This window comes from Craurococcus roseus, from assembly GCF_039523795.1.
Classification (GTDB): domain Bacteria; phylum Pseudomonadota; class Alphaproteobacteria; order Acetobacterales; family Acetobacteraceae; genus Craurococcus; species Craurococcus roseus.
This window is the reverse complement of the sequence record NZ_BAAAFZ010000006.1, coordinates 108,252-134,042: the sequence shown is the minus strand read 5'-3', so window position 1 is coordinate 134,042 and position 25,791 is coordinate 108,252. Positions and strand designations below refer to the sequence as shown.

Here is a 25,791-nt window from a genome sequence, read left to right as displayed (position 1 = left end):
GGCGTGCCGGCCGAGCCGCTGCTGCGGATCGAGGGCGTCGCCAAGCGGTTCGGCCCGGTGGCGGCGCTGGATGGGCTGGACCTCGACGTGGCGCCGGGCGAGTTCCTGGCGCTGCTCGGCGGTTCGGGCTCAGGCAAGTCCACGCTGCTGCGCTTGGTCGCGGGATTCGAGACGCCGGATTCGGGGCGCATCCTGCTGCGGGGGGAAGACCTCGCCGGCAAGCCGCCGCAGGCGCGCGACGTGGGCATGGTGTTCCAGTCCTACGCGCTGTTCCCGCACCTGAGCGTGTTCGACAACGTGGCATACGGCCTGCGGCGCGAGGGCGTGGCCCGGCCCGAGATCGCGCGGCGCGTGGCGGAGGCGCTGGCCATGGTCGGCCTCCAGGGGATGGAGCGGCGGATGCCGCACCAGCTCTCCGGCGGGCAGCGGCAGCGCGTGGCGCTGGTGCGGAGCCTGGCGAAGCGGCCCTCCCTGCTGCTGCTGGACGAGCCGCTGGGCGCGCTCGACGCCGGGTTGAGGGAGCGCACCGGCTTCGAGCTGCGCGCCTTGCAACGGCGCACCGGCGCGGGCTTCGTCATGGTGACGCACGACCAGGCGGAGGCGCTCTCTCTGGCGGACCGCGTGGCGGTGCTGGAGGGCGGGCGGCTGGTCCAGTGCGACGCGCCGCGGGTCTTGTACGACCGCCCGGCCACGCGCTTCGTCGCGGAATTCCTGGGCGGGGCGAACCTGCTGGAAGGGCGCGCGGGAGCGGACGGCGCGGTGGAGTGCCCGGCAGTGGGCTGCACGCTGCGTCTGCCCGGTGCCGCGCCGCCGGCGGGCGCGGCCGTCTCCGTGGCGGTGCGGCCGGAGCGCATCGGCTTGCTGCCGGCGACGGACGCGCCGCGGGGCGCCAATACCGCCGCCGGCACCCTGCGCGAGTTGGCCTACCGCGGCGAGGCGTGGGTGGCGTTGGTGGCGACCGCGGGCGGGCAGGTGCTGCGCGTCGTGCTGCCGGGCGGCGCCGCGCCGCCACCGCCCGGCGACGGCGTGGCGCTCGCCTGGGAAGACGGCGCGAACGTGGTGCTCAAGGAATGATGGCGCGCCGCGCCGCCGTGCTGCTGCCGCCCTGGCTGTGGCTGCTGTTCCTGGTGGCGGCGCCGGTGGCGGTGCTCCTCGCCATCGCGCTGGCCGCGCCGGGCGACGGCGTGCCGCCCGTCTCGCCGCCGTTCCGGTGGGAGGGCGGCCGGCCCGTCTGGCAAGGCGGCGAGGCGTTGGAGGTGCTGAGGGAGGAGGGCTGGCACCTCGCCGCCTTCCTCCGCTCCTTCCGCACGGCCATCCTCACCGCCCTGGCCTGCTTGCTGCTGGCCTACCCGATGGCGCTCGGCATCGCGCGGGCGCGTCCGGAGCGGCGGACGCTGTTGCTGGCGCTGGTGCTGCTGCCATTCTGGACCGGCTTCCTGCCGCGCGTCGGGGCCTGGATCGGCCTGCTCCGCGACGGCGGCTGGGTGAACGGCGTACTGATGGGGCTCGGCCTGGTCGAGTCGCCGGTGCCGCTGCTCTACACGGACGGCGCGCTGCTGCTCGGCATGGTCCACGCCTACCTGCCCTTCGCCGTGCTGCCGCTGGTCGCGGCGCTCACGCGGCTCGACCCGTCGCTGGAGGAGGCGGCGGCCGACCTCGGCGCCTCGCCCGCCGCCGCCTTCCGCACCGTGGTCCTGCCGCTGACGCTGCCCGGCGCCGCCGCGGGCTTCCTGCTGGTGTTCATCCCGGCGATGGGCGAGGTGGTGATCCCCGAACTGCTCGGCCCGCCGGAGGCGCGGCTGGTGGGGCGCGTGCTGTGGGAGGAGTTCTTCCGCAACCGCGACTGGCCGCTGGCGGCGGCGGTGGCGGTGCTGCTGCTCCTGGTGCTGATTCCGCCCATCCGCCTGTTCCAGCGGCTGGAGGCGCGGTGAAGGCGGGACGGCGGTTCTCGTCGGGCCGTTGGGGGCTGGCGCTGGGCTTGGGCTTCCTCTGGGCGCCGATCCTGCTGCTCGCCGTCTACGCCTTCAGCGCCGACCGCATCCCGTTCCAATGGGGCGGCTTCTCCTTGCGTTGGTTCCGGTCGCTGGCGGCGAACGAGCGGATGCTGGAGGCGGCGTGGCTCTCGGTGCGCGTCGCGGCCGGCGCCGCCACGCTCGCGGTGCTGCTCGGCGGCATGGCCGGTTGGGCGCTGGCGCGCTTCGGGCGGTTCCGCGGGCGGGCATTGTTCGGCGCGCTGGCCGGGGCGCCGCTGGTGCTGCCGGAGGTGGTGACGGGGCTGTCGCTGCTGCTGCTCTTCGTTTCCGCGCAGGCGGCGTTGGAAGCCTTTTTCGGCTGGCAAGCGGACCGGGGCGCCTTCACCGTGCTGCTCGCGCACGCGACGCTCGGCCTCGCCTACGCGGCGGTGCTGGTGCAGGCGCGGCTCGCCACGTTGGACCGCAGCCTGGAGGAAGCGGCGGCCGACCTCGGCGCCGGGCCCTTCACCGTGTTCCGCACCGTGACCCTGCCGCTGATCGCCCCGGCGCTGGCGGCCGCTTGGCTGCTCGCCTTCACCCTCTCGCTCGACGACGTGGTGCTGGCGAGCTTCGTCAGCGGCCCGGCGGGCACGACATTGCCGATGCTGGTCTTCTCGGCGCTCCGCGTCGGCGTGACGCCGGAGGTGAACGCGATCGGCGTGCTTTTCCTGCTCCTGGCGGGACTGGCGGCGGCCGGCTGGTGGGCGCTGCTGGGCCGCCATGCCGGCAGGGCGCCCGGGGCCTGACCGCCTCAGGCGCCGGCCCGCCGCGCCGTCAACGCCGGCCGGACGGCGGAGGCGCTTCGGCGCGCTGCTGGGGCGGTGGCGGGCTCACCCGGGCCCAGATGGCCGGCCCCGCCTCCTCCGCGGCCTTCACCAGTTCGGAGCCCTTGTTGGGCAGCGCGGACAGCGCCCCTTCCCTGGCGAAGATGATGGCGTCCACCACCGGGACCACCACCGACCCGGGGCGGAGCGCCCGCGATTCCGGGTCGCGCACAGGGTCGATCAGGTTGTCGTAGGAGCCGAAGCGGGCGCGTATGGGCTCGAACCGGTACATCGGCCGCCCGTCGCCGCCGCGGGCGGCCCGCAGCACCGGCTCGTTCACGCTGATGAGGCGCATGGTGCGCCGCTTGTCCGGCGTGTTGGCGGACATGGCGTTCGCGCCCTGGATGTCGCTGCTGTTCAGCCCGGACACCCAGAGCATGCACACGTCCCGGCCGTCCTTCACGCGGTTGACGGCGACGAGGTTCACCGGGTCCGGGATGCGCTGCACGCCGTCGAGCCGCGGCACGGCGGCGCGGAAGGCGCGCCACGTCTCGGAGGTGCCGCTGCCCTCGGCGCCGGTGATGAGGCGGGTGTTCGGCCCGAACTGCGCCGTGCCGGTCAGGCCGGACGCGATCGGGCAGAGCACGTGGACGTACTCGGTGTAGACGCGCTTGAAGGGCGCGATGCCGCGCACGGCTTCGGGCTCCTCCGCGCTCCGCAGATCGAACAGGTCGCTCTGCGACAGGCCGAAGTCGCACTCGCCCGCGCTCAGCCGCCGCAGGTTCTCGGCCGCGCCGGCCGTGTGGACGACCTCGAGGTCGAGCCCGTCGGAGCGGGCACGCTCCGCGATCCGCTCGGCCGCGAAGGTGTAGTTGCCGGCGCGAATGCCGGCGCAGAAGCGCGGCCGCCGCGGCCCGTCGTCCCGCGCGGCGGCGGGGGCGGGCGCCGGAGTCGGAGCGGCGGGCTGCGCGGCCGTGTCGCGCGGCGACGGGGCGGTGTCGGACGGCGGTTCGTCCCGTGGCGCGGCCGGTGGCCGGGCGGCGGGGCTTGGCGGCAACCTGGCCGGCGCTTGGGCGGGCGCCGGCGACTCGGCCTCGGCACCGGCCGCCTTGTTTTCCGTGTCGGCGGCCCTGGCCTGCCCGGCCGGGGCGAGCAGGGCGACGGCGAGGAGGGAAGCGCCGGCCGCGCGTCGCAACGCCGCGGCGGAAGGATACTGTGCCATCGAAAGACTCCCCATCGGTTGGCTTGTCGTGTCGCTGCTGGCTTGCCGCCGTTTTGCGCGCGACCCTACGGAAACGATGCCATCCGCGCCAACTCCGGAAGCGTTGCCGAATCGCTCCATACACAGGACCGCCAGCCGCGGCGGAGCGGGGCGCCCGAGTTGAATGGCCGGCGTCCGGGGGGTAGCGTCTGCCGTCTCCGCCCCGGACCGCAGGACGCCATGAAGCTCGTCGCCGACCGCCTCGACCGCATCTCCCCCTCGCTCACCATCGCCATGACGGCGAAGGCGCGGGCGCTGAAGGCTGCGGGCAAGGACGTGATCGGCCTTTCCGCCGGCGAGCCGGACTTCGACACGCCGCGCAACATCAAGGACGCCGCCATCGCCGCCATCGAGCGCGGCGAAACCAAGTACACGGACGTCGCCGGGACGCTGGAACTGCGGAAGGCCGTCTGCGCCCGCTTCAAGGCGGACCACGGCGTCGATTTCACGCCGGAGGAGATCCTGGTCGCCACCGGCGGCAAGCAGGTGATCTTCGACGCGCTGCTCGCCACCATCGGGCCGGGCGACGAGGCCATCATCCCTGCGCCCTGCTGGGTGAGCTACCCGGACATCGTCGAGCTGGCCGAGGGCAAGCCGGTGATCGTCCCCTGCGGCGAGAACCAGGGCTTCAAGATGCGCCCCGAGCAGTTGGAGGCGGCGGTCACGCCGCGCACCAAGTGGCTCATCCTGAACAACCCGAGCAACCCGACCGGGGCCGCCTACACCGGGGAGGAGCTGAAGGCGCTCACCGAGGTGCTGCTGCGCCATCCGGACGTGTGGGTGTTCACCGACGACATCTACAACAAGCTGGCCTATGACGGCTTCCGCCCGCCGACGGTGCTGGAAGTGGAGCCGCGGCTGCGCGACCGCACCGTGACCATGAATGGCTGCTCCAAGGCCTACGCGATGACCGGCTGGCGCATCGGCTATGCCGCGGCGCCGGTGCCGCTCATCAAGGCCATGGACAAGCTGCAAAGCCAGAGCACCAGCAACACCAGCAGCGTCAGCCAGGCCGCCGCCGTGGAGGCCCTCAGCGGTCCGCAGGACAGCATCGACGTGATGAAGGAGGCGTACCAGCGCCGCCGCGACCTCGTGGTGGAGATGCTGAACGCCGCGCCCGGCCTGCGCTGCCACAAGCCGGAGGGCGCCTTCTACGTCTTCCCCTCCATGCAGGGCTGCGTCGGCAAGACCACCGCCGGCGGCAAGCGCATCGAAACGGACGAGGACTTCTGCACCGCGCTGCTGGAGGAGGCGGGCGTGGCCTGCGTCCACGGCGCGGCCTTCATGTTCCCGGGCCACTTCCGCATCAGCTACGCGACCTCCGACGCTGTGTTGACCGAGGCGTGCGGGCGCATCCAGAAGTTCTGCGCCGGGCTCCGTTGACCGGAGGTTGAGAAAGGGCGGGGGCGGGATTAGGGTCCGGCGGCCAGGACACGACGCCGCAGCACAGGATCAGCGATGCCCGCCCTCGCCAAGCGCCTAGACGAATTCCAGGTTTCCGCCTCCGTCGTCATGACGATAAAGGGGCGCGAGCTGGCGGCGAAGGGCGTCAAGGTCATCAGCCTCGCCTCCGGCGAGCCGGACTTCCCGACGCCGCTGCACGCCATCGAGGCCGCGTACCGCGCCGCGCGCGAGGGCGACACCAAGTACCCGCCGCAGGACGGCACCAGGGCGCTCAAGGAGGCGGTGCAGCGCAAGTTCAAGCGCGACAACGACCTCGATTACGCGCTCGACGAGATCATGGTCACCAACGGCGGCAAGCAGAGCATCTTCAACGCCCTGATGGCCACTTGCGACCCGGGCGACGAGGTGGTGATCCCCGCGCCCTACTGGATCAGCTACGCCGACATGGCGAAGGTGGCCGGCGCGCGCCCGGTGCCGGTGAACTGCCCGCAGAACAACGGCTTCAAGCTGCGGCCGGAGGACCTCGACGCCGCCATCACCCCGTGCACGAAGTGGGTGATGCTGAATTTCCCCAACAACCCGACCGGCGCCGCCTGCTCCCGCGCCGAGATGCAGGCGCTCGCCGAAGTGCTCCTCCACCACCCGCATGTCTGGGTGATGACGGACGACATGTACGAGCACCTCGTCTACGACGGCTTCGAGTTCTGCACCATCGCGGAGGTGGAGCCGCGCCTGCGCGACCGCACGCTCACGGTCAACGGCGCGTCCAAGACCTACGCCATGACCGGCTGGCGCGTCGGCTTCTGCGGCGGCCCGCGTCCGCTCATCAAGGGCATGGTCAACATGCAGGGCCAGGCGACGAGCGGCGTCTCCACCGTCGGCCAGGCGGCCGCCGCCGCCGCGCTGGACGGGCCGCAGGACTTGGTGCGCGAGCGGGCGGAGGAGTACCGGAAGCGCCGCGACCTGGTGGTGGAGATGCTGAACGCCGCGCCCGGCGTCAACTGCCACAAGCCGGAAGGCGCCTTCTACGTCTTCCCGAACATCGCGGGCTGCCTCGGCAAGACCAGCACGGGTGGCCGGCGGATCGAGACCGACACGGACTTCGCGCTGGCGCTGCTGGAAGAGAAGCACGTCGCGGCGGTGCAGGGCGCGGCCTACGGCATGAGCCCATACATCCGCATCTCCTACGCCACGGACACCACGAGTCTGCGCGAAGCCTGCGCGCGCATCCAGGAGTTCTGCAAAGGCTTGGCATGACGGCGGAGATCCGGCCCGGCCGCGACGAGGACGCCGAAGGCTTCATCGCGCTGATCGGCGGCGCCTGGGCGGAGTACCCGGGCTGCGTCATGGACGTGGACGCCGAGATGCCGGAGCTGCGCGCCCTGGCGACCCATTTCGGAAAGGCCGGTGGCGCGCTCTGGGCCGCCGAGGAGGACGGGCGGCTGGTCGGCATGGTCGCCACCCGCCCCCTCCGCCACGACGAGGCCTACGAGATCTGCCGCATGTACGTCGCGCGCGAGGCGCGCGGCACCGGCCTCGCCCGGCGCTTGCTGACGCTCGCCGAAGGCTGGGCGCGGGACGCCGGTGCGGCGCGCATGGTGCTGTGGACCGACACGCGCTTCGAAGCCGCGCACCGCTTCTACGAGAAGCACGGCTACGTCCGCCAGGGCGCCATCCGCATCCTCGACGACCTCTCCAAGTCGCTGGAGTTCCGCTACGCCAAGCCCGCGCGAGGGCTGGTGGTGGAGGCGCTGGACGCCGCCGGTGCGGCGAGCGCGGAGCGGCGCCTGTCGCGCATCCTGATCGACTGCGTGGCGGCCGGCGGCTCCGTGCCCTTCTTCCCGCCGCTCGCACCGGAGCGGGCGCGCGATGTCTGGCGCAGGGTTTCGGCCGAGGTCGCGGCCGGAACGCGCGTGCTGCTGGCCGCGTGGCGCGACGGCGCGCTGATCGGCACGGCGCAACTCGACCTCGGCACGCCGGAGAACCAGCCGCATCGCGCCGCGGTCGAGTCGCTGCTGGTGGACCCGCCGGCGCGCAACACCGGCGTCGGCCGGGCCCTGATGCAGCGCGCCGAGCAGGTGGCGCGCCGGCTGGGCCGGAGCCTGCTCACCCTGGAGACGCGCGCGGACGACTTCGCCGGGCGACTCCGCGGCGAGCTCGGCTGGCAGGAGGCCGGGCGCGTGCCGGGCCACGCGCTGGACGCCGACCGCAAGCCCGTGGACGCCGCGTTCCTCTGGAAGCGCCTCGGCTGACGCCGCCGGGGCGGGGCCGCGGAGCCCCGCCCCGTCCTGGCCTCAGGCGAAGAAGAACACGTCGTCGCCGATCACCAGGGAGTTCACGTCCGCCCCGCCGAAGCCGGCCACCCGGAGCGTGCCGGACAGCGGGAAGGGCCCGGAGATCTGCAAAACGCCGAAGCCGCCGAACACCGCGTCGTCGGCGTTGTCCAGAACGCCGTCGCCGTTGGAATCGAGCTGGTCCTGCGTCACGCCGAACAGCTCGATCCTGTCCTCCGTCTCGAAATCCGTGATGTCGTCCACGCCCTGCGCGACGCCGAACCTGAAGCGGAAGGTGTCGGGGCCGTCGCGCGCCCCGCCGGTCATCTGGTCGGACCCGTTCCCGCCGTCGAGCGTGTCCATGCCGTTGAAGCCGCCGTCGAGCACGTCGTTGCCGTTGTCGCCGATCAGCAGGTCGTCCCCCACCTCGCCGTTGAGCCGGTCGTCGTCGAATCCGCCGTCGAGCGTGTCGTCGCCGAAGCTGCCGATGGCGAAGTCGTCGCCGATGCCGCCGAAGAAGTCGATCGGCGCCTCGTTGCGGTCCGGGTCGAGCGGCTCCCCGCCGCCGAACACCGAGTCGTCGCCGGACCTGCCGGAGACGCGGATGGCCGCGAGACTCCCGGCCGCGATCGGGCCGATGGAGAACGAATCGTCGCCGGTGCCGCCTAGCAGCTCGACGAACTCCAGGTTGTCCAGCTCGTCCAGGCGCGCGTCGAGCGGGAAGGGCGCCATGGCCGTGCGCTCGCGCAGCTCGAACACCAGCCGCCCGCCGTCCTCCTCCCCGAGCGAGAACAGCCCGTCCGCAGTGGGGAAGCCGTTGATCTCCAGCGTGTCGATCCCGTCGCCGCCGTCGATCTCGTCCTCGCCGTCGCCGGCGCGCCAGACGATCCGGTCGTCCTCGCCCCCGCCGAAGACCTGATCGCCGTCGCCGCCGCCTTCCAACGTGTCGCCGTCGTCCCCGCCGCTCAGCAGGTCCGCCCCCGTGCCGCCGCGCAGGAAGTCGAACCCCGTCCCGCCGACCAGCGTGTCGTCGTTGACGTCGCCTTCGAGGCGGTCGTCGCCCGAACCGCCTTCGAGGCTGTCAGCGCCGTTCCCGCCCCCGAAGATCGTGTCGTTCCCCGACCCGCCGCGGAGCCGATCGTCGCCGTCCCCGCCGTCCATCTCGTCGTCGCCGCCGAGGCCGTTGATGTCGTCATCGCCGCCGCCGCCCCGGATGCTGTCGGCGTCCTGCGTCCCGACCACCACGTCGTCGTCGTCGCCCCGGAAGATCTCAGCCATGGCCGCGCGCCTCCTGTGTTGAGGCGGGGAGCACGCGCGCCGGGGCCGGACCGGTCTGGAGGGGCCGCGCCAGTCCGGCCGGCGGGAACGTTCCCTGCCTCCGCATATTTTACGGAGGCGAGGCGCTTGGCGCTGTGCCGAAGATCACACGGCGCCGGTTCGCGGTTCGCGCTATTCCAGCGTGATCCCGTTCTCGCGGATGATGCGTCCCAGCGTTTCGATCTCGCGTCGCGCCACCTCGTCCATCTCCGCCACGGTCAGGGGCCGGAGCAGCACCCCGGCCTCCTCGGCCCGGCGCCGCAGGTTGGGCTGCGCCGCGGCCCCGCGCAGCGCCGCGTTGATCCGCTGCACGATCTCCGGCGGCGTGCCGGCGGGCGCGAAGAAGGCGAACCAAGCGTCCACCACGAAGCCGGCCAGCCCGGCTTCCGCCGCGGTCGGCACCTCCGGCAGCGCCGGAACGCGCGCCTCGCTGGCGACGGCGAGCGCCTTCAGCTTGCCGCCGCGCACCAGCCCGATGGCCGAGGAAGGCGTGGTGATGAACATCTCCACCCGCCCGCCGGCCACGTCCTGCAAGGCCGGCGCCGCGCCGCGGTAGGGCACGTGCGCCATCTCCACGCCGATCGCGCGGCCGAACAGCACGCCCGCGATGTGCTGGACGGAGCCGTTGCCGGAGGAGGCGTAGTTGAGCCGCCCCGGCCGCGCCTTCGCGTAGGCGATGAACCCCGCCAGGTCGGACACGGGCAGTTCGGGCGAAACGAAGATGCCGTGCGGCGCCACCGTCGCCATGCCGACGGGCTGGAGGTCCCGCAGCGGGTCCCAGCCAGGATCGCGCATCATCGCCGGGTTGCCGGCGTGGTAGCCGCTGTACTGCATCAGCAGCGTGTGGCCGTCCGGCGCGGCGCGGACGGCGGCGAGGATGGCGATGTTGCCGTTCGCGCCGGGGCGGTTGTCGATGACGACGCCCGTGCCGAGGGCGCGCGACAGGGCGTCCTGGAACAGCCGCGCGGCAAAGTCCGTGCCGCCGCCGGGCGGATTGGGCACCAGCACGGTGATCGGGCGGCTCGGCCAACCGGTTTGCGCCCGGAGGGGACCGGCGACCGTGGAGGCGGCGGCGGTCACGAAGGCGCGGCGGGAAAGCTGCGCCACGGCGCGCCACCGGGTCACAAGAAGCGGTCGAGGTGTACCAACACCTCGTCCGGTGCTTCTTCGGGGAGGTAATGGCCGGAGTTCACGGCCGCCCCCGTCACCTCCCCGGCCGCGTACCCGCGCCAGATGGCGGACACGTCGTACCACTTGTGGACCAGCCCCTTAGCGCCCCACAGCGCCAGCAACGGGCAGCCGATCTTCTCGCCCGCGGCGCGGCTGGCGCGGTCGTGCTCGAGGTCGATGGTGGCCGCCGCGCGGTAGTCCTCGCAGATGGAGACCACCGTGCCCGGCTCGCGCAGCGCCGCCAGGTAGTCGGCACGGGCCTCGGGGTGGAAGAAATCGCGGTCCTTGGGCTCGCGGGTGGTCTGGATGTCGAACCAATCCTCCACGTCGCGGAGGATCATGCGCTCCGGCTTGTCGTGCGGCTGCGCCAGCCAGAACCAGTGGCAGTAGCCCATGGCGAACGCCATGTCGGCGCGCTCGAAGTGCTCCAGCGTCGGGATGATGTCCATGGTGCAGAGCCGCTCGACCCGCTCCGGGTGGTCCAGCGCCAGGCGGTGCGCCACGCGCGCCCCGCGGTCGTGGCTCGCCACGCGGAAGCGCTCGAAACCGAGGTCCGCCATCAGCGCGACCAAATCCTTCGCCATCTCCCGCTTGGCGTAGGCGGCGTGGCCGGGCGCCGCCGGCGGCGAGGCGGAGAAGCCGTAGCCGCGGATGTCGGGCGCGACGACGGTGAAGCGCCGGGCCAGGGCCGGCGCCAAGCGGTGCCACATGGCATGGGTCTGCGGATTGCCGTGCAGCAGCAGCAAGGGCGGCCCCGAGCCGCCGCGCCGCAGCCTTATCCGCTGCCCGTTCGCCTCGCGGTGTTCGAGCGTGAAGCCCTCGAAGAACATCGCCCGTTCCCTCCCTGTCCGGGCATCCTACCCGCCGCCGGGCGCCAAGCCACCCGTTGACCGGCGCCGCCGCTCGCGCGAGCGTTGCTTTCCAAACGAAGGAGGAAGCCATGTCCGAAGACGCCGCGCTGTTCGACAAGGGCCTGCCGATCCGCCGCGAGGTGCTGGGCGCCGAGTACGTGGACGGCTCCATGGCCAAGGCGGACGACTTCATGATGGCCTTCCAGCGCGCCACCACCGCATGGGCGTGGGGCTGGGCCTGGGGCGACCCGACCCTGGAGCGCAAGACCCGCTCCATGCTCAACCTCGCCATGCTGACCGCGCTCGGCAAGACGCCGGAGATCAAGCTGCACGTGAAGGGCGCGCTGAACAACGGCCTCACGGTGGACGAGATCAAGGCCGTGCTGTTGCACGCCACCGCCTATTGCGGCATCCCCGCCGGGCTCGACGCCTTCAAGGCGGCGCACGAGGTGCTGGTGGCGGAAGGCGCGCTGCCGGGGAAGAAGTAGCCATGGCCGCCGCCATCAAGCTCGTCGGCTTCGTCGGCATCGGCAACATGGGCTGGCCGATGGCGGCGAATCTGCTGAAGGCCGGCTTCGACGTGGCCGTGTGCGACGCCGCGCCCGCCCGCGCGGCCCAATTCGCGGGCGAGGTCGGTGGCCGCGCCGCGGCGGACGCGGCCGCAGCGGCGCGCGACGCCGATTGCGTCGTCACCATGCTGCCGACCAGCGCCCAGGTCGCCGAGGCGGCGGTTGCGATGGCGGAGGCGCTCGCGCCCGGCGCGCTGGTCATCGACATGACCTCCGGCCAGCCCGGCCGTACGCGGGAGATCGCCGCCTCCCTCGCCACCAAGGGCGTCCAGATGGTGGACTGTCCGGTTTCGGGCGGCGTGCCGCGCGCGAAGACGGGCGAGCTCGCCATCATGGCCGGCGGCGACGACACGGCGTTGGACCGGGCGGAGCCGGTGCTGCGCGCCATGGGCACCAGCGTCCACCGCTGCGGCGGCATCGGCGCGGGCCAGGCGATGAAGGCGCTGAACAACCTGGTCAGCGCCGGCGGTTTCCTGATCGCGGTGGAGGCCTTGCTCATGGGCCAGCGCTTCGGCCTCGACGCCGGCCTGATGGTGGACGTGCTGAACGCCTCCACGGGCATGAACAACAGCACGCAGAAGAAGATGCGCCAGTTCGTGCTGTCGCGCCGCTTCGACGCCGGCTTCGGCCTCGACCTGATGGTGAAGGACCTCTCCATCGCGCTGGAGGTCGGACGCGACACGGCGACGCCGACGCCCTTCGCCGCCTTGTGCCGCGAGATGTGGGCCGGCGCCGCCGCAATGCTCGGTCCCGGCCAGGACCACACGGCGATGGCGCAGCTCTCGGAGCGGCTCGCCGGCGAGACCCTGGGGGGCAACAAATGACCTGGGAAGCCTACGCCATCCGCTACGGCAGGCACGACCGCCCGGCGCAGATGAACCACCTGCTCCCGGTCGCCGACCCGCACGAGGCCATGCCGCTCGACTACTTCGTCTGGCTGCTGCGCGGCCCCGGCGGGCGCGAGATCGTCGTGGACACCGGCTTCGACGCCGAGCTGGCGGAGCGGCGCGGGCGCAAGATCAGCCGCTCCGTCGCCGAAAGCCTGCGCGCCATGGGCACGGACCCGGCGAAGGTCTCGGACGTGGTCATCACCCACCTCCACTACGACCACGCCGGCTCCATCGGCATCTTCCCCGCCGCTCGCCTGCACATCCAAGACCGCGAGATGGCCTTTGCCACCGGCCGGCACATGTGCACCCACTCCATCCGCCTGCCCTTCGAGGCGGACCACGTCGTCGCCATGGTGCGCGCCGTCTTCGCCGAGCGCGTGGAGTTCCACGATGGCGACGGCGAGGTGGCGCCGGGCGTGACGCTGCACCGCGTCGGCGGCCACTCGGACGGCTTGCAGGTGGTGCGGGTGGAAACGGCGCGCGGCCCGGTGGTGCTCGCCTCGGACGCGATGCACTTCTACGCCAATTGGCGCGGCGGCAACCCCTTCCCGATCGTCTTCGACCTGGGCGCCATGACGCAGGGCTGGCGCATCGCCAAGCGCCTGGCCGATGGCGACGAGACCCGTGTCATACCGGGCCACGACCCGGAGGTGCGGAACCGCTTCCCCGCCGTGCCGGGCCAGGACGGCGAGGTGGTGACGCTCCATCTGCCGCCGGTGGCCGGCTGATCAGTAGAACGGCGTCAACCGGCGGAGCGGGGCGTCCCCCCGGTATGGCATCTCCCGGCCAAGGCGGATGTCCCCGCCGGTCGAGAGCGTGCCCAGCGGCTGCCGCCAATCGCCGACCGTGCTGTCCGGCACGCCGGAGTACTGCCCGCCCGGGCGGATGAACGGTTCGCCGTCCGGGCCGTAGCAGGCGCCGAGCGGAACCAGCAGCAAGGCGAGGACGAGGCGCATCCGGTGTCTCCGCGTTCCTCCCCGAGATGGGCCGGCGCCTACTGCATGTCCACCCGCGCCAAGTCGATGAACCAGGATTGCGGGCTGACGAAGCCGCGCACGCGCCGCGACATGGCGCGCGGATTCAGGTCGTGGACGATCCAGAGCCAAGGCGGGTTGTCCACCAGCCGCTCGTGCGCCGCGCGGAGCAGCCCGGCGATCTTCGCCGGGTCGCGCTCCGTCTCCAACGCCGACAGAGCGGCGTCGAACCGCTCGTCCTTCCAATGGCCCGAGTTGGAGCCGCGCGGCGTCGCGTTGGACGACAGGAACCAACGCGCGGCGGCCGAGGGGTCCGAGGAGTAGAGGCTGATGTTCAGCGCGTCGGCCCCGAGCCATTGCGGTTGGGTCGGCTCGGACCGCAGACCGGCGAGCAAGGTGTTCCACTCCACCACCTCGAAGGCGACCTCGACGCCGCAATTCTCGCGCAGCGACTGCTGGAGAAACTCGTTCATAGGCAAGGGCAGCATCTGGCCGGAGCCCGAGGTGGAGATGCCGACCTTCAGGCGGAGCGGCCGCTGCGCAGTGAACCCCGCCTCGGCCAACAGCGCGCGGCCCCGCGCGGGGTCGAGCCGGTAGCGGTTCTGCGGCTCGCCGAAGTTCGGGTCGTTCGCCTTGAAGAAGCCGACCGAAGGCTCCGCCAAGCCGTTCAGCAGCGCCGCCATGCCGTCGCGGTCGATGCACCAGTTGAGCGCCTGCCGGACCCGCGTGTCGGCCGCCGGGCTGCCTTGCTTGCCGGCGGCGAACACCCAGGGCCAGATGTGCGGGTAGCTGCCGGTGGTGATCTGGAAGCCGGCGTTGCGCAGCGACTGCACCGCATCGGGCGGCGGCACCTCGATCCAGTCCACTTGGCCGCTGCGCAGCGCGGCCAAGCGCGTGTTCGCCTCCGGCATCGGCAGCAGCACAACCCGGTCCAACTTGGCGCGTCCCTCGGCGTCCCAGTACGCGTCGTTGCGCGACAGCTCCGCTTGCTGGCGCGGCACGAAGCGCGTCAGGCGGAAGGGGCCGGTGCCCGCGGGCGGCAGCGCGGCGGCGCGCGACCAGTCCCGGCCCGCCTGCTCCCAGCTCTGGGGCGAGGTCATCAGGATGTAGACGACGAGGAAGGGCCAGTAGCTGACCGGCCGCGTGGTCTCCAACTCGACCGTGCGGTCGTCGAGCTTGCGGTAAGCGCCCATGACCGGGATGCGCCCCCGGACGATGGCGCTGCCGGCGGCGTCGAATTGCGGGCTGTCGTTCTTGAAGAAGCGGTCCAGGTTCCACACCACCGCGTCGGCGTTGAACGGCGTGCCGTCGTGGAAGGCGACGCCCTGCCGCAGCCGGAAGCGCCACTTGCGCGGGTCGGCGGCGTCCTGCTCCCAGGACTCGGCCAGCACCGGCTTCAACCCCGCCGGGGCGTCGGCGCGCGACAGGTCCCAGCCAACCAGGGGCTCGAACACCGGGTAGCCGAGGAAGCGCGTCCCCTCGAAGCCGTTGTTCGGCATCCCGGAGGTGGTCGGCACGTCGGCCGCGGTCATGGCGATGCGCAGCACTTTCTGCTGATGTTGCGCCTCGGCCGGCAGCGCGCCCCATCCGAGGAGGGCGGCCGCGAGCGCCACCGTGTTCGTGGACCTTCGGCGAGCTTTCATGGCTCCGCTCCCAACCATGAGGAAGAGCGTAAAGCAGAGCAGGGCGCGCGCAAGGACGCCGGCGACGGCGGAGCCCTGTTCCCCGAAACGCCCCCGCCCCGGAGCGCCGCGAGGCGCTCCGCCAAGAATCACGCGCCTGCCGCCGGTTGCGCGCCGTTGAGAGCGGCGGGGCGTCGTGGCGGCGCGCCGTCGGCAGTCGCATCGCACAACGGGCGTGCCTCGCTGGGACGTATCAAACCCATCGCGCGATCCAATGCCCTGGCTTCAGCCCGCGCCACCTGCGCTCGGTTCATGTCTCCGGCCACCATCCACAACCGCCCGAGCTCGAACGTGCAATGCGCGAGCAGTGGGCGGAGGCCGAGGCGATGCGCCGCATCCCGGGCGGCGGCGAGATCGGCCTCGGCCGGGCCCACCTCCCCGGCCTCGGCCGCCAGACGGCCACGGAGATAGGTGGCCCACGCCGCGTGGCCGTCCTGGCCGGAGGCCCCGGCCTCCTCCAGCAGGCGCTGCGCCGACCGCAACGCCACATCCCGCTGCCGCGCCAGCAGGGCCGTCTCGGCGTGCCAGCGCAAGCAGATCGGCCGCATCGCTGGCAGTTCCAATCGGTCGGCGCCCTGCACCGCGGCGGCTTCCAGCGCCATCGCCTCCGCGTGCCGCCCAGCAAGGGCCTGGGCGAAGCCGAACGCGGCCGAGAGCCGCGGCATCAGCACCGCGGTTCCGGATTCTTCGCACATGGCACGGGCCCGCCGCAACGGAGGCAAAGCCTCTGCCCAACGGCCCTGCATGAGCCATGCGGCGCCGAGGCTCAGGAGGGATTGGATGTGGTCGAAGGAACGGCCAGCGGCTTCGGCGATGCGCAGCGCGGCTTCCGCCTGCGCCCGCGCCTCGGCGAAGCGGCCGCATTCGGCCAGGCACCACGCCAACCAAGCGCGGGAGACGACGGCCGGGAGCGGGGCATAGAAAGCCAGGCGCTGCAACTCGGCCTCCCGCGTCGCCTCCTCGGTGTTGGCGCTGAAGTAGGTGATGGCCGCACCGAGATTGCCGCTGGAGTAGGCCGCCAGGCCGAGGAAGAAACGGGTGGTCGCCAGCAGTCCGGGCTCGCGCAACCGCTCCGCGACGGCCAACGCCCGGCGGCCGGCGACCTCGGCTTCCCGCCAATGCCCCAGCAGCCAAGCGGCGTGCGCACGGTAGCCGTCGATCTGCGCGAGCCGTGCGGGATCGCCCAACCGCGCCTGGCAAGCCGCCGCGGCCTCCAAATGGTCCAGGATTTCGCTGTGCCGGCCAAGGGCGAACAGGGCGTTCCGCAGGTTGAGGCGCAGCTCCACCTCTTGCCGGTCGCGCGACGCGTCCGCAGGCAAGCGCGGGAGCAGTCCGATGGCCTCTTCGAACCGGGCCGCCGCCTGCTCGCAAGCCGAGCGCGAGAGGGCGGCCTGCCCGGCGAGTTCGAGCCAATGCACGGCGTCGGCCCAGCGCTCCGCCCGTACCGCGTGGAAAGCCAGTCGATCGGGAGACGCGTTCGCCGCTGCCAGGCTGGCGAGCGCCAAGGCGTGGATCGCCCTCTGCTCGCTGTGCAGCAAACCGTGGTAGGCGACCTCGTGGATCAGGGCGTGCCGGAAGGCGAACGCCTTGCGCCCGGCGTCCCTCGCCTCGACGAAGCGCAGCGTTTCCAACTGCTCCAGATGCGGCGCCAAGGCATCGGCATCGATACCGAGGACCGCGCCCAGCAGGTCGAGGTCGAACTCGGCGCCGCAGACCGCCGCCACTTGGAGCGCGCGCTTGCCGGATGGTGGGAGGCCGTCCACACGCGATGCGACGACGTCCTGCACCCGGGCAGGCACCCCGAGCGTCGGAACCGGTTTGAGCAGCCGGTAGGCGCCGGCCGCTCCGGCGAGCACGCCCGAGGCCGCCAAGCTGCGCACCACCTCCTCGGCGAAAAGGGGATTGCCGCCGGTGCGGGCGATCAGGAGCGGGCGCAAGCCGTCCAGCGTCGGATCGCGGCCGATCAGCACGTCGAGCAGCCGCTCCAGCTTCCACTCGTCCAGGGTGGCGAGCGGCAGGTGGAACCAAGCTCCCGGATGGGCGACGGCATCGTCCGCCCGGCAGGCGGCGACCAGCAGCATCCTGGCGCCGCCTGCCGCGTCGGCGATCCGCCGGAAGATCTCGCGGCTGTCCGGGTCCACCCATTGCAGGTCATCGACCAACACCAGCAACGGCCGCCCCTGGCTGCGAACCGCGAGCGCCGCCAAGGCCGCTCGTGCGACCTGCACCCGGCGCTGGGCCGGCGGCAGGGCACGCCATGCGGAGGTGTCCTTCCCCGCCATGGCCGTCAGCGCCTCGGCATGGGCGGCGAGTTCCGGCGCGATTTCCTGCGGCCCTGCCGCGCCGCGTCCGCTAGGCAGCATGTTGGCGAGCACCTCCACCGCCCCGTGAAGTGGCGGCAAACGGAGATGCGACACGCCCCGGGTCGTGGCCACGTCCCAGCCCGCCGCGGCTTGGGTGCGAGCCAGCTCCCGCAGCAGGCGGGACTTGCCGACGCCTGGCTCGCCGACGAGCAACACCGCTCGGCCGCGGCCGGCGTCGGCTTCTTGCGCCAGCCGAGCCAGCAGCGCCAGCTCCCGGTCGCGGCCGACGAAGGGGGTGAGGTGCCACTCCACATCCGGCAGGACGGCGGTGTCGCGCAGGCGGTGGAGCAGCCAAGCCTGCACCGGCGCGGCAGCGCCGCGCACCGACAGCAGGCCCAACTCCTCGGCCTCGATCCAGCCGGCGGCGAGCGCGTGGGTGCTCGCGGAAATCAGGACGCCGTTCACCGGCGCCAGCCTCTCCATGCGGGACGCGAGGTGGGTCGTGCGGCCGCGCGCGGTGTAGTAGAGGGACCGCCCTTGGCCGCGCTCGCTGGCCACGGCCTCCCCGGTGTGGATTCCGACGCGCATGGCGAGCGGGACGGCGCGCTCGGACGCCAAGGCCAGGATTTCCTCCCGCATCGCCAGTGCCGCGCGGCAGGCGCGCAACGCGTGGTCGTCGCAGGCCTTCGGCGCGCCGAACAGCGCCATGATGCCGTCGCCGGTTTCCTGCGCGACGGTGCCCCCGCACTCGGCGACGGCGTGGTTCAAGCGATCGAGCACGGCATCGAGCAGGCCGGTCGCCTCTTCCGGGTCTTCGGCCAGCAGGGCGAGGGAGCCGACGAGGTCCGCGAACAGGACGGTGACGTGCTTCCGTTCTCCGGCGCGCTCCGTCCAGATCGACCCCCCATCAAGGGACGGGAGTGCGTGACCGCAGTCCGAGCAGAAGCGCGCCGACGCGTCGGCGGCCGCGCGGCAACTCGGGCAGACCAGGGGCAGCTTGGCGCCGCAAGCGGAGCAAAAACGGCCGGTTTGGGCCGCGGACTTGCACAACACGCAGTCCATGGCGGGGCCCTTTCCGTTAAAGATTCCAGGCCGAGCAACGGAAGTTTGTTCAAGTCCGGCAGAAAGCGGTACCCGCGTATCATGTAAAGCGGTAAAATCGTATACTGCCTTGTTGCTTCGCAGCAAAAGGAAGACGGCAATGCGTGCAACGATAGCGGCCTTGGTGACGGCCATCACACTTGCAGCCCCGCAACAAGTCCTGGCGCAGCAAGTTGAGATAAGCCGTGCACGAGAAGCTTTCGTGCAGGCCTACGAGGCCGGCAACCTCGACAGCCTGATGGCGCTGCACCTTCCCGACTCGACGTTCGCCGGGACCCTGCAGCCCTTCTGGCTGCACGGTCCGGAAGTCCGCGACCTCTGGAACCGCTACCTCGGCGGCACGCAAAGGCGCCTGGTCCGGTTCCGCGATGTCGAAACGCGTCTCTACGCCGACAACGTCTCGGTCGAGACCGGCTACATGGAGATGTACATGGACCGCCCGCCCTCGCCGGAACTGATTGCGACCTTCATCCGGTACTCCATAACGCGGGTCCGGCGGAACGGCGACTGGCTGATCGCGAACATGAACGTCGCGCGGCTGCCGGATGGTCGCCCCTGAGGCGCTCCGTGCGTCGCTCGCCGGGCGGGCACGTGTGCAGGGCCCCCGCTGGGGCCGCCGTCAGCCCAGCACGCGGTCCTTGTACCGCTTTTTGAGGTCCGCCTTCCAAAGCTTGCCGGTGGCGGTGTGCGGCAGCTCGTCCACGAACTCCACCGCGTCCGGCACCCACCACTTCGCCACCTTGCCTTCGTAGTAGCCGAGGATTTCCTCCGCGGTGGGCGAAGTCCCGGGCTTCGGCACCACCAAGAGGAGCGGCCGCTCGTCCCACTTGGCGTGCCGCGCCGGGATCACCGCCGCCTCCTGCACCGCGGGGTGGCCCATGATGGTGTTCTCCAGGGTGATTGAGGAGATCCACTCGCCGCCCGACTTGATGACGTCCTTGGCCCGGTCGACGATTTCGATGCAGCCCAGTTCGTCCACCGTCACCACGTCGCCGGTGCGGAACCAGCCGTCCTCCGTGAAGGCCGGGTCGTCGGCGCGGTTGAAGTAAGCGCTGGCGATCCAGGGGCCGCGCACCTCGAGCTCGCCGAACGCCGCGCCGTCGTGCGGGATGGGGTTGCCCGAAGCGTCGTTCACACGCAGCTCCACGCCGAACAGCGCCCGCCCCTGCTTGCGCGCGTAGTCCAGGAACCGGTCGAGGTCCCAATCCGCGTTCTCCGGCTTGCGGGCGTTGGCGGTGCCGAGCGGGCTGGTCTCCGTCATGCCCCAGGCGTGCAGGATGTCCACGCCGTACTCCTTGGCGAAGCCGGCGTTGATCGCCTGCGGCAGCGCCGTGCCGCCGACCACCAGCCGCGGCGGCGTGGCGAAGCGCCGCGACGGGTCGGCGCGCAGCCATTGCAGCAGCGCGGTCCAGATCGTCGGCACGCCGGCGGAGAAGGAAACGCGCTCCTCCTCGAACAGCTTGTGCAGGCTCGCCGGGTCGAGCTTCGGCCCCGGCAGGACGAGGCTCGCCCCGGCGATGCCGGCGCTGTAGGGGATGCCCCAGGCGTTGACGTGGAACATCGGCACCACCGGCATCACCACGTCCGCCGCGCCGATGCTGAACACGTCCTTCTGCAAGGTGGCGAGCGCGTGCAGCACGGTGGAGCGGTGGCTGTAGAGCACGCCCTTCGGCTCGCCCGTGGTGCCGGAGGTGTAGCAGAGCGAGGAGGCGTCGCGCTCGTCGAGGTCCGGCCAGTCGTAGCGCCCGGGCTTGCCGGCGATCAGCGCCTCTTGCGCCAGCAGCTCCACCTTGCCGGAGAGCTTGGATGACCCCGGGATCTGCACCTCCTCGCCCATCACCACCACGGCGCGGAGCGAAGGCGGCAACCGCTCGGCCAAGCCTTCCAGCACCGGCAAGAGGGTCGGGTCCACGAACAGGTGCGTGTCCTGCGCGTCCGCGAGTATGAAGGCGATCTGGTCCGGGAACAGGCGCGGGTTCACCGTGTGCAGCACGGCGCCCATGGAGGACACGCCGTAGTAGGCCTCCAAGTGCCGGTGCTCGTTCCAGGCTAGGGTGGCGATCCGCTCGCCCCGTTGCACCCCCCGCGCCGTCAGCGCGTGGGCCAGTTGCGCCGCCCGCGCCGCCACCTCCGGCCAGGTGTGCCGCGCCTGGCTGCCGTCCGCACGGACGCTGACGATCTTCGACGCCGGGTGGTTGCGCGCCGCGTGCTCCAGGATGGCGGAGATCAGCAGCGGACGGTCCTGCATCAGGCCCTGCATGGACGGAAGCTCCCTGTGGCGGGCCGCTTCGTTGCGGCCACGTTCATGATGCCGATAATGCCGTCCGCTCGGCCAGCGGGGCAAGGCGCCCCCGAACGGGCTTGATCAGTCGGGCTTGATCCCGGCCTCCCGGATAAGCTTGCCCCAGCTCTCGGTTTCCCGCGCCAGGAGATCGCGGAGCATGGCGGCGTCGCCCGTCTGCACCGACACGCCCTGCTCGGCCATGCGGGCGCGGAGCGCCGGGTCGTCCGTGGCAGCGCGCAGCGCCGCGCCGACCCGCGCCAGCACCGGCTCCGGCGTCCCCACCGGCGCGAACAGTCCCTGCCAGAACACCACGTCGAAGCCCGGCAACGTGTCTGCCACCGGCGGCACTTCGGGGAGCAGCGGCGAGCGCTCGGCCGAGGAGATGCCGAGGCCGCGCGTCGTGCCCTCCCGCAGCACCGGCAGCGCCTCCTGCACCGCCTGGAACATCGCCTGTATGCGGCCCTGGCGCAGTTCCAAAAGCGCCGGCGCGCCGCCCCGGAACGGCACGTGCGTCACCTCTATCCCGGCCCGCTGCGCGAAGAGCGCTTGGCAAAGGTGGTTCACCGCGCCGGTGCCGGAGGAGCCGAAGTTCACCTGCCCGGGGTTGGCCTTGGCGTGGGCGATGAACTCCGCCGTGTTTTTGGCCGGCACGGAGGGGTGGACGTGCAGCACGAAGGCGGTGCGGAACACCATGCCCACCGGCACCAGTTCCCGCATCGGCTCGCGCGGCGTGAGGGTGGGCTGCAACGCCGGGTTGATGGCGAGAGTCGAGGTGCCCATCAGCAGCGTGTATCCATCGGGCCGCGCCTGGGCGACCGCCGTGTTCGCCACCGCCGTCGCCGCGCCGGGCCGGTTCTCCACCACCACCGGCTGACCCAACTCGCGCTGCATCCGCTCCGCCACCGCACGCGCGGCGGTGTCGGTGACGCCCCCTGGCGTGTAGCCGGTCAGCACCGCCACCGGGCGGCTCGGGTAGCCATCCGCCGCCCCCGTCTGCGCCGAAGCGGCACGCGCCAGCGGCGGCGCGGCCAAGGATGCGGCGAGCAGCGTGCGGCGGTGGACCATGCGTTCCCTCCTGCGTTTGGTTGCAGGTTCGGCGCGGCGCGCGGGGGCCGCAACCCCGCGCCTCTCAACATCCCTGTCATCGAGGCGTCATCAAGCTGTCACTGCCCGCCGCTATAGGCGCGCCAAACGCGGGAGCGTGGCGATGCTGGAAATCCAGGGCCTGGGGCGCCGCTTTGGCGGCGTGGCGGCGGTGGACGCCGTGAGCCTCACCATACCGGCCGGGCAGATGGTCGGAGTGATCGGACGATCGGGCGCGGGCAAGTCCACCCTGCTGCGGATGGTGAACCGCCTGACCGAGCCCTCGGAAGGCCGCGTGCTGTTCGAGGGGCGGGACATTACCGCGCTCCGCGGGCAGGCGCTGCGCAACTGGCGCACGCGCTGCGCCATGATCTTCCAGCAGTTCAACCTCGTGCAGCGCCTCGACGTGCTGACGAACGTGCTGGTCGGCCGCTTGAACCACCGCCCCGCGCTGTCCTCCCTGTTCAAGCGCTTCACATCCGAGGAGCGCGCGATGGCCCTCTCCGCGCTGGATCGCTTCGACCTCGCCGCCGCCGCCCTCCAACGGGCCGACACGCTCTCCGGCGGCCAGCAGCAGCGCGTCGCCATCGCCCGCGCGCTGCTCCAGGAGCCCCGCGTGCTGCTCGCCGACGAGCCGATAGCCAGCCTCGACCCGCGCAGCGCCAAGATCGTCATGGACGCGCTGCACGCGCTGAACCGCGAAGACGGCATCACCGTGCTCTGCAACCTCCACCACCTCGACACCGCGCGCGAGTACTGCGACCGCATCGTCGCCATGCAGGCCGGCCGCGTGGTGTTCGACGGCCCGCCCGCCGAGCTGACCGCAGCCCGCGTCCGCGAGGTCTACGGCGTGGACGAGGCCGAGTTCGAGGAGCAGGCGGCGGCCGCCCTGCGCCGCTCCGCCGCCGCCAACCGCCCGGAACCCGTCGCCGCCAACGCCGCGTGACGGCGCAACCAAGGAGCGCTCGCCCCATGCCAACCCGCCGCCTCTTCGCCGCCGGCCTCGCCGCCGGCGCCCTTTCCGTGCCCGGCATCGCCCGCGCGCAGAAGTCCGACATGCGCCGCACCGTGGACCCCAACGTCACGATGCCCGCCCCAGGCAAGCGTCCCTGGGCGGAGCAGGTGCCGCAGATCCGCATCGGCCTGATGGGCGGCGAGAACGAGACCGACCGCCTCGCCCGCAACGACGGCTACAAGCGCCTGTTGGAGGAGACCTTCCAGGTCCCGGTGCGCCTGTTCCCGGCCTCCGACTACGGCGGCGTGCTCCAGGCCTACAGCGCGAAGCAGATAGAGTCGGCGAACCTCGGCGCCTCCGCCTACGCCGGCGCGTGGCTCGACACGAACGGCGGCGTCGAGCCGCTCGTGGTGCCGGAGGAGGTGGACGGCTCCGTCTCCTACATCTCGGTGATGGTCGTCCGCGCCGATTCCGGCATCACCAGCCTCGAAGGGATGCGCGGCAAGTCGCTCGCCTGGGCCGACCCGAACTCCACCTCCGGCTACCTGATCCCGCGCTTCGCGCTGCGCCAGCAGGGCATCAACCCGGAGAGCGGCCCCTATTTCTCGCGCACCGGCTTCGGCGGCGGGCACGAGCAGGCGGTGGTCGCCGTGCTCCAGAAGCAGTACGACGCCTGCGTCACCTGGGCCTCCGGCCAGGGCGAGGAGGCGCAGGGCTTCACCCGCGGCAACCTGCGCTCGATGGTGGACAAGGGGATGCTGAACATGCGCGACCTGCGCATCATCTGGCGCTCCACCCCTATCCCGAACGGCCCGATCGCCGTGCGTACCGACCTGCCGGCCGCGTTCAAGGAGGACCTGAAGCTCTTCCACCTCGCCCTGCCGAAGACCCACCGGCAGATCTACGAGCAGATCGAACGCGGCGGCGGCGTCGGCTACCGCGAAGCGCGGCACGAAGACTTCCAGCTCATCGTGGACCTGCGCCGCACCGAGGCGCAGGAGCGCCGGCGGCGCTGAACGGACGGCCGGGCGGCGTGGACGCCACCCCCCTCGCGGCGGCGGCCGGCGGCGGCCCCGTCCCCGCCGCATGGTCCCCCGCCATCGGCAAGGGCGAGGCCGCGTTTCAAGCGGCACGCCGGCAGCGGCGGGCCGCGGCGCTCTTCGCCCTCGCGGCCCTCCTCGCTTGCCTGCTCCTCAGCGCCTGGGTCAGCGAAGCGCACCCCGCCACGCTCCTGGCCGGCCTGCCGCGGATCGGCGAGTACTTCTGGCGCATCCTGCCCGACCTGCGCTGGGACGCCCTGCTCGCCGGCGCGGACACCGAAGGCAGCCTCGCCTTCTGGATGTACCGCCTCGACTCCTGGGCGTGGCTGCTGTTCGAAACCGCCAACATGGCGGCGCTCGCCACGCTGTTCGGCTTTTGCGCCGGGCTGCTGCTCGCCTTCCCGGCGGCGCGCAACCTCTCGGGCGGCGGCCTCGGCTACCAGCTCGCGCGCCGCTCCTGCGAGGCGCTCCGCACCATCCCCGAGATCGTCTTCGCGCTGATCTTCGTCTGGGCCTTCGGCGTCGGCGCCCTGGCCGGCATCCTGGCCATAACGCTCCACACCGCCGGCGCGCTCGGCAAGCTGTTCGCCGAGGCGATGGAGAACGCCGACATGCGCCCCTGGGAGGCCCTGCGCGCATCCGGCGCCTCGTGGCCGCAAGCGTGCCGCTTCGCCATCCTGCCGCAGGCCCTGCCGAACGTCCTCAGCTACGGGCTGCTCCGCTTCGAGACCAACGTGCGCTCCGCCAGCGTCATCGGCTTCGTCGGCGCCGGCGGCATCGGCGAGGAGCTCTACAAGGTGATCTCCTTCAACTACTACGAGGAGGTCAGCGCCATCATCCTGCTCATCGTCCTCGCCGTGGCCTCCATCGACCTGTTCTCCGAGCGGCTGCGCCACCGCGCCATCGGCGCCGTCGGCGGCGCGCATTGATGCCGGCCACCGCCGCCGCTGCCGCCGCGAACGACGCCGCCTCTTGGCGGGAGCGGATGCCCGCCGCTTTCGGCGCCATGCCCGGCCGCCGCGCCATGCGGATCGCCGGCGCCGCCCTCTTCGCCGCGTGGCTCGCCGGCGCGCTGTGGTGGTTCGGCTTCTCGCCCGCGCGCCTGTGGAACGGCCTTGCCGGCCTCGGCACCATCATCAGCCTCATGATCCCGCCCTCGCCGGGCGAGCTGTGGTTCGACATCCTGCGCGGCTTGGCGGAGAGCGTCGCCATGGCGTTCCTGGGCACCTTCGTGGCGGCCCTGATCGCCGTGCCGCTCGGCTTCCTCGGCGCCAGGAACGTCGTCACGAACACCCTTTTCCGCTTCTCCCTGCGGCGCTTCTTCGACGGGATGCGCGGCGTGGACCAGCTCATCTGGGCGCTGGCCTACGTGCGCGCGGTCGGCCTCGGGCCGCTCGCCGGCGTCCTCGCCATCGCCACCGCCGAGATCGCCGTGCTCGCCAAGCTCTACGCCGAGGCGATCGAAAACGCGGAGCGCAAGCAGGTGGAGGGCGTGGTCGCCGCCGGCGGCGGCCGGCTGGCGCGGCTGCGCTTCGGCCTCCTGCCGCAGGTGCTGCCGGTGATGCTCGCCCAGGCGCTCTACTTCTTCGAAAGCAACACCCGCTCCGCCGCCATCCTCGGCGTGGTGGGCGCCGGCGGCATCGGCCTCCAAATCGCCGAGCGCATCCGCGTCCGCCACTGGGACGAGGTGGCCTTCATCATCCTGCTGATGGTCGTCACCGTGGCGGCGATCGACTGGGTGTCCGGCCGGCTGCGCCGCCGCCTCATCGGCGGACCCGCCGCCACGGCCTGAGCGGTTGGCTCGTCCGGACTGGACGGCGCGCGTCTTTCCGTGCTGCAAGCAACCCTCCGGAACACG

23 protein-coding genes are annotated in these 25,791 nt (G+C 72.2%); 14 read left to right on the top strand and 9 right to left on the bottom strand.

Features of this window, described 5'->3' with window-relative positions:
- Positions 1 to 3: 3 nt before the first annotated feature.
- Genes ABD067_RS01870 through ABD067_RS01860 form a run of 3 tightly spaced genes read left to right on the top strand, consistent with a single transcriptional unit; the run spans position 4 to position 2,758 of the window.
- A complete protein-coding gene (locus tag ABD067_RS01870) occupies positions 4 to 1,074 on the top strand; it encodes an ABC transporter ATP-binding protein (protein WP_343893439.1) in 1,071 nt (356 codons plus the stop codon).
- Positions 1,071 to 1,931: an ABC transporter permease gene (locus tag ABD067_RS01865; RefSeq protein WP_343893438.1), complete on the top strand. Its 861-nt coding sequence runs from the start codon at positions 1,071 to 1,073 to the stop codon at positions 1,929 to 1,931. Before ABD067_RS01870 ends, ABD067_RS01865 begins: the two co-directional genes overlap by 4 nt.
- Entirely contained in the window at positions 1,928 to 2,758 is an 831-nt protein-coding gene (locus ABD067_RS01860; RefSeq protein ID WP_343893437.1) for an ABC transporter permease subunit, read from the top strand. The genes ABD067_RS01865 and ABD067_RS01860 overlap by 4 nt, the downstream gene beginning before the upstream one ends.
- Before the next feature lie 28 nt (positions 2,759 to 2,786).
- On the opposite strand, the gene ABD067_RS01855 is transcribed toward ABD067_RS01860, so the two are convergent.
- Positions 2,787 to 3,998, bottom strand: coding sequence for a TAXI family TRAP transporter solute-binding subunit (locus ABD067_RS01855; protein ID WP_343893436.1), 1,212 nt, complete (start codon positions 3,996 to 3,998; stop codon positions 2,787 to 2,789).
- Between the two features lie 219 nt (positions 3,999 to 4,217).
- On the opposite strand from ABD067_RS01855, the gene ABD067_RS01850 reads away from it, so the two are divergent.
- The 3 genes from ABD067_RS01850 (at position 4,218) to ABD067_RS01840 (ending at position 7,693) form a co-directional block, all read left to right on the top strand.
- A complete protein-coding gene (locus tag ABD067_RS01850) occupies positions 4,218 to 5,420 on the top strand; it encodes a pyridoxal phosphate-dependent aminotransferase (RefSeq protein ID WP_343893435.1) in 1,203 nt (400 codons plus the stop codon).
- Between the two features lie 75 nt (positions 5,421 to 5,495).
- Positions 5,496 to 6,698, top strand: a complete 1,203-nt coding sequence (locus tag ABD067_RS01845) for a pyridoxal phosphate-dependent aminotransferase (protein ID WP_343893434.1) — start codon at positions 5,496 to 5,498, stop codon at positions 6,696 to 6,698.
- Positions 6,695 to 7,693, top strand: coding sequence for a GNAT family N-acetyltransferase (locus tag ABD067_RS01840; protein ID WP_343893433.1), 999 nt, complete (start codon positions 6,695 to 6,697; stop codon positions 7,691 to 7,693). The genes ABD067_RS01845 and ABD067_RS01840 overlap by 4 nt, the downstream gene beginning before the upstream one ends.
- A 42-nt stretch (positions 7,694 to 7,735) precedes the next feature.
- Here ABD067_RS01840 and ABD067_RS01835 read toward each other — a convergent pair whose 3' ends face one another.
- From ABD067_RS01835 to ABD067_RS01825, 3 genes are all read right to left on the bottom strand, one after another.
- The gene (locus ABD067_RS01835) at positions 7,736 to 8,992 is read right to left on the bottom strand and encodes a calcium-binding protein (protein ID WP_343893432.1); all 1,257 of its coding nucleotides are present in this window, start codon (positions 8,990 to 8,992) and stop codon (positions 7,736 to 7,738) included.
- Between the two features lie 171 nt (positions 8,993 to 9,163).
- Complete coding sequence (locus tag ABD067_RS01830) at positions 9,164 to 10,138, bottom strand: Bug family tripartite tricarboxylate transporter substrate binding protein (RefSeq protein ID WP_343893431.1); 975 nt, start codon at positions 10,136 to 10,138, stop codon at positions 9,164 to 9,166.
- A gap of 14 nt (positions 10,139 to 10,152) precedes the next feature.
- Positions 10,153 to 11,031: an alpha/beta fold hydrolase gene (locus ABD067_RS01825; protein WP_343893430.1), complete on the bottom strand. Its 879-nt coding sequence runs from the start codon at positions 11,029 to 11,031 to the stop codon at positions 10,153 to 10,155.
- Positions 11,032 to 11,141: 110 nt separating this feature from the next.
- Between ABD067_RS01825 and ABD067_RS01820 the strand changes: the two genes are divergently transcribed.
- The 3 genes from ABD067_RS01820 to ABD067_RS01810 are packed head-to-tail and all read left to right on the top strand — an operon-like array spanning position 11,142 to position 13,239.
- Complete coding sequence (locus tag ABD067_RS01820) at positions 11,142 to 11,540, top strand: carboxymuconolactone decarboxylase family protein (protein ID WP_343893429.1); 399 nt, start codon at positions 11,142 to 11,144, stop codon at positions 11,538 to 11,540.
- Between the two features lie 2 nt (positions 11,541 to 11,542).
- Entirely contained in the window at positions 11,543 to 12,445 is a 903-nt protein-coding gene (locus ABD067_RS01815) for an NAD(P)-dependent oxidoreductase (protein WP_343893428.1), read from the top strand.
- Positions 12,442 to 13,239: an N-acyl homoserine lactonase family protein gene (locus ABD067_RS01810; RefSeq protein WP_343893427.1), complete on the top strand. Its 798-nt coding sequence runs from the start codon at positions 12,442 to 12,444 to the stop codon at positions 13,237 to 13,239. The genes ABD067_RS01815 and ABD067_RS01810 overlap by 4 nt, the downstream gene beginning before the upstream one ends.
- Here ABD067_RS01810 and ABD067_RS01805 read toward each other — a convergent pair whose 3' ends face one another.
- The 3 genes from ABD067_RS01805 to ABD067_RS01795 all read right to left on the bottom strand — a co-directional run bounded on the left by ABD067_RS01805 (position 13,240) and on the right by ABD067_RS01795 (position 18,532).
- On the bottom strand, positions 13,240 to 13,467 hold the full coding sequence (locus ABD067_RS01805) for a hypothetical protein (protein ID WP_343893426.1): 228 nt from the start codon (positions 13,465 to 13,467) through the stop codon (positions 13,240 to 13,242).
- A gap of 38 nt (positions 13,468 to 13,505) precedes the next feature.
- Positions 13,506 to 15,128 (bottom strand): ABC transporter substrate-binding protein, encoded by a 1,623-nt coding sequence (locus tag ABD067_RS01800; RefSeq protein WP_343893425.1) that lies wholly within the window; start codon positions 15,126 to 15,128, stop codon positions 13,506 to 13,508.
- 128 nt (positions 15,129 to 15,256) lie between these two features.
- Positions 15,257 to 18,532, bottom strand: a complete 3,276-nt coding sequence (locus tag ABD067_RS01795) for an AAA family ATPase (protein ID WP_343893424.1) — start codon at positions 18,530 to 18,532, stop codon at positions 15,257 to 15,259.
- 163 nt (positions 18,533 to 18,695) lie between these two features.
- Between ABD067_RS01795 and ABD067_RS01790 the strand changes: the two genes are divergently transcribed.
- Positions 18,696 to 19,130 (top strand): YybH family protein, encoded by a 435-nt coding sequence (locus ABD067_RS01790; protein WP_343893423.1) that lies wholly within the window; start codon positions 18,696 to 18,698, stop codon positions 19,128 to 19,130.
- Positions 19,131 to 19,190: 60 nt separating this feature from the next.
- Here ABD067_RS01790 and ABD067_RS01785 read toward each other — a convergent pair whose 3' ends face one another.
- Both ABD067_RS01785 and ABD067_RS01780 read right to left on the bottom strand, forming a co-directional pair.
- Positions 19,191 to 20,831 carry a long-chain fatty acid--CoA ligase gene (locus ABD067_RS01785; RefSeq protein WP_343893422.1) on the bottom strand — a complete coding sequence of 547 codons (1,641 nt, stop codon included), beginning with the start codon at positions 20,829 to 20,831 and terminating at the stop codon, positions 19,191 to 19,193.
- 105 nt (positions 20,832 to 20,936) lie between these two features.
- Positions 20,937 to 21,920 (bottom strand): Bug family tripartite tricarboxylate transporter substrate binding protein, encoded by a 984-nt coding sequence (locus tag ABD067_RS01780; RefSeq protein WP_343893421.1) that lies wholly within the window; start codon positions 21,918 to 21,920, stop codon positions 20,937 to 20,939.
- Between the two features lie 142 nt (positions 21,921 to 22,062).
- Here ABD067_RS01780 and phnC point away from each other — a divergent pair, with 142 nt between their 5' ends.
- The 4 genes from phnC to phnE (ABD067_RS01760) are packed head-to-tail and all read left to right on the top strand — an operon-like array spanning position 22,063 to position 25,725.
- Positions 22,063 to 22,884: a phosphonate ABC transporter ATP-binding protein gene (gene phnC, locus ABD067_RS01775; protein ID WP_343893420.1), complete on the top strand. Its 822-nt coding sequence runs from the start codon at positions 22,063 to 22,065 to the stop codon at positions 22,882 to 22,884.
- 26 nt (positions 22,885 to 22,910) lie between these two features.
- A complete protein-coding gene (gene phnD / locus ABD067_RS01770; RefSeq protein ID WP_343893419.1) occupies positions 22,911 to 23,909 on the top strand; it encodes a phosphate/phosphite/phosphonate ABC transporter substrate-binding protein in 999 nt (332 codons plus the stop codon).
- Between the two features lie 17 nt (positions 23,910 to 23,926).
- Entirely contained in the window at positions 23,927 to 24,862 is a 936-nt protein-coding gene (gene phnE / locus ABD067_RS01765; RefSeq protein ID WP_343893418.1) for a phosphonate ABC transporter, permease protein PhnE, read from the top strand.
- Positions 24,862 to 25,725, top strand: coding sequence for a phosphonate ABC transporter, permease protein PhnE (phnE, locus tag ABD067_RS01760; protein ID WP_343893417.1), 864 nt, complete (start codon positions 24,862 to 24,864; stop codon positions 25,723 to 25,725). The genes phnE (ABD067_RS01765) and phnE (ABD067_RS01760) overlap by 1 nt, the downstream gene beginning before the upstream one ends.
- Positions 25,726 to 25,791: the final 66 nt, after the last annotated feature.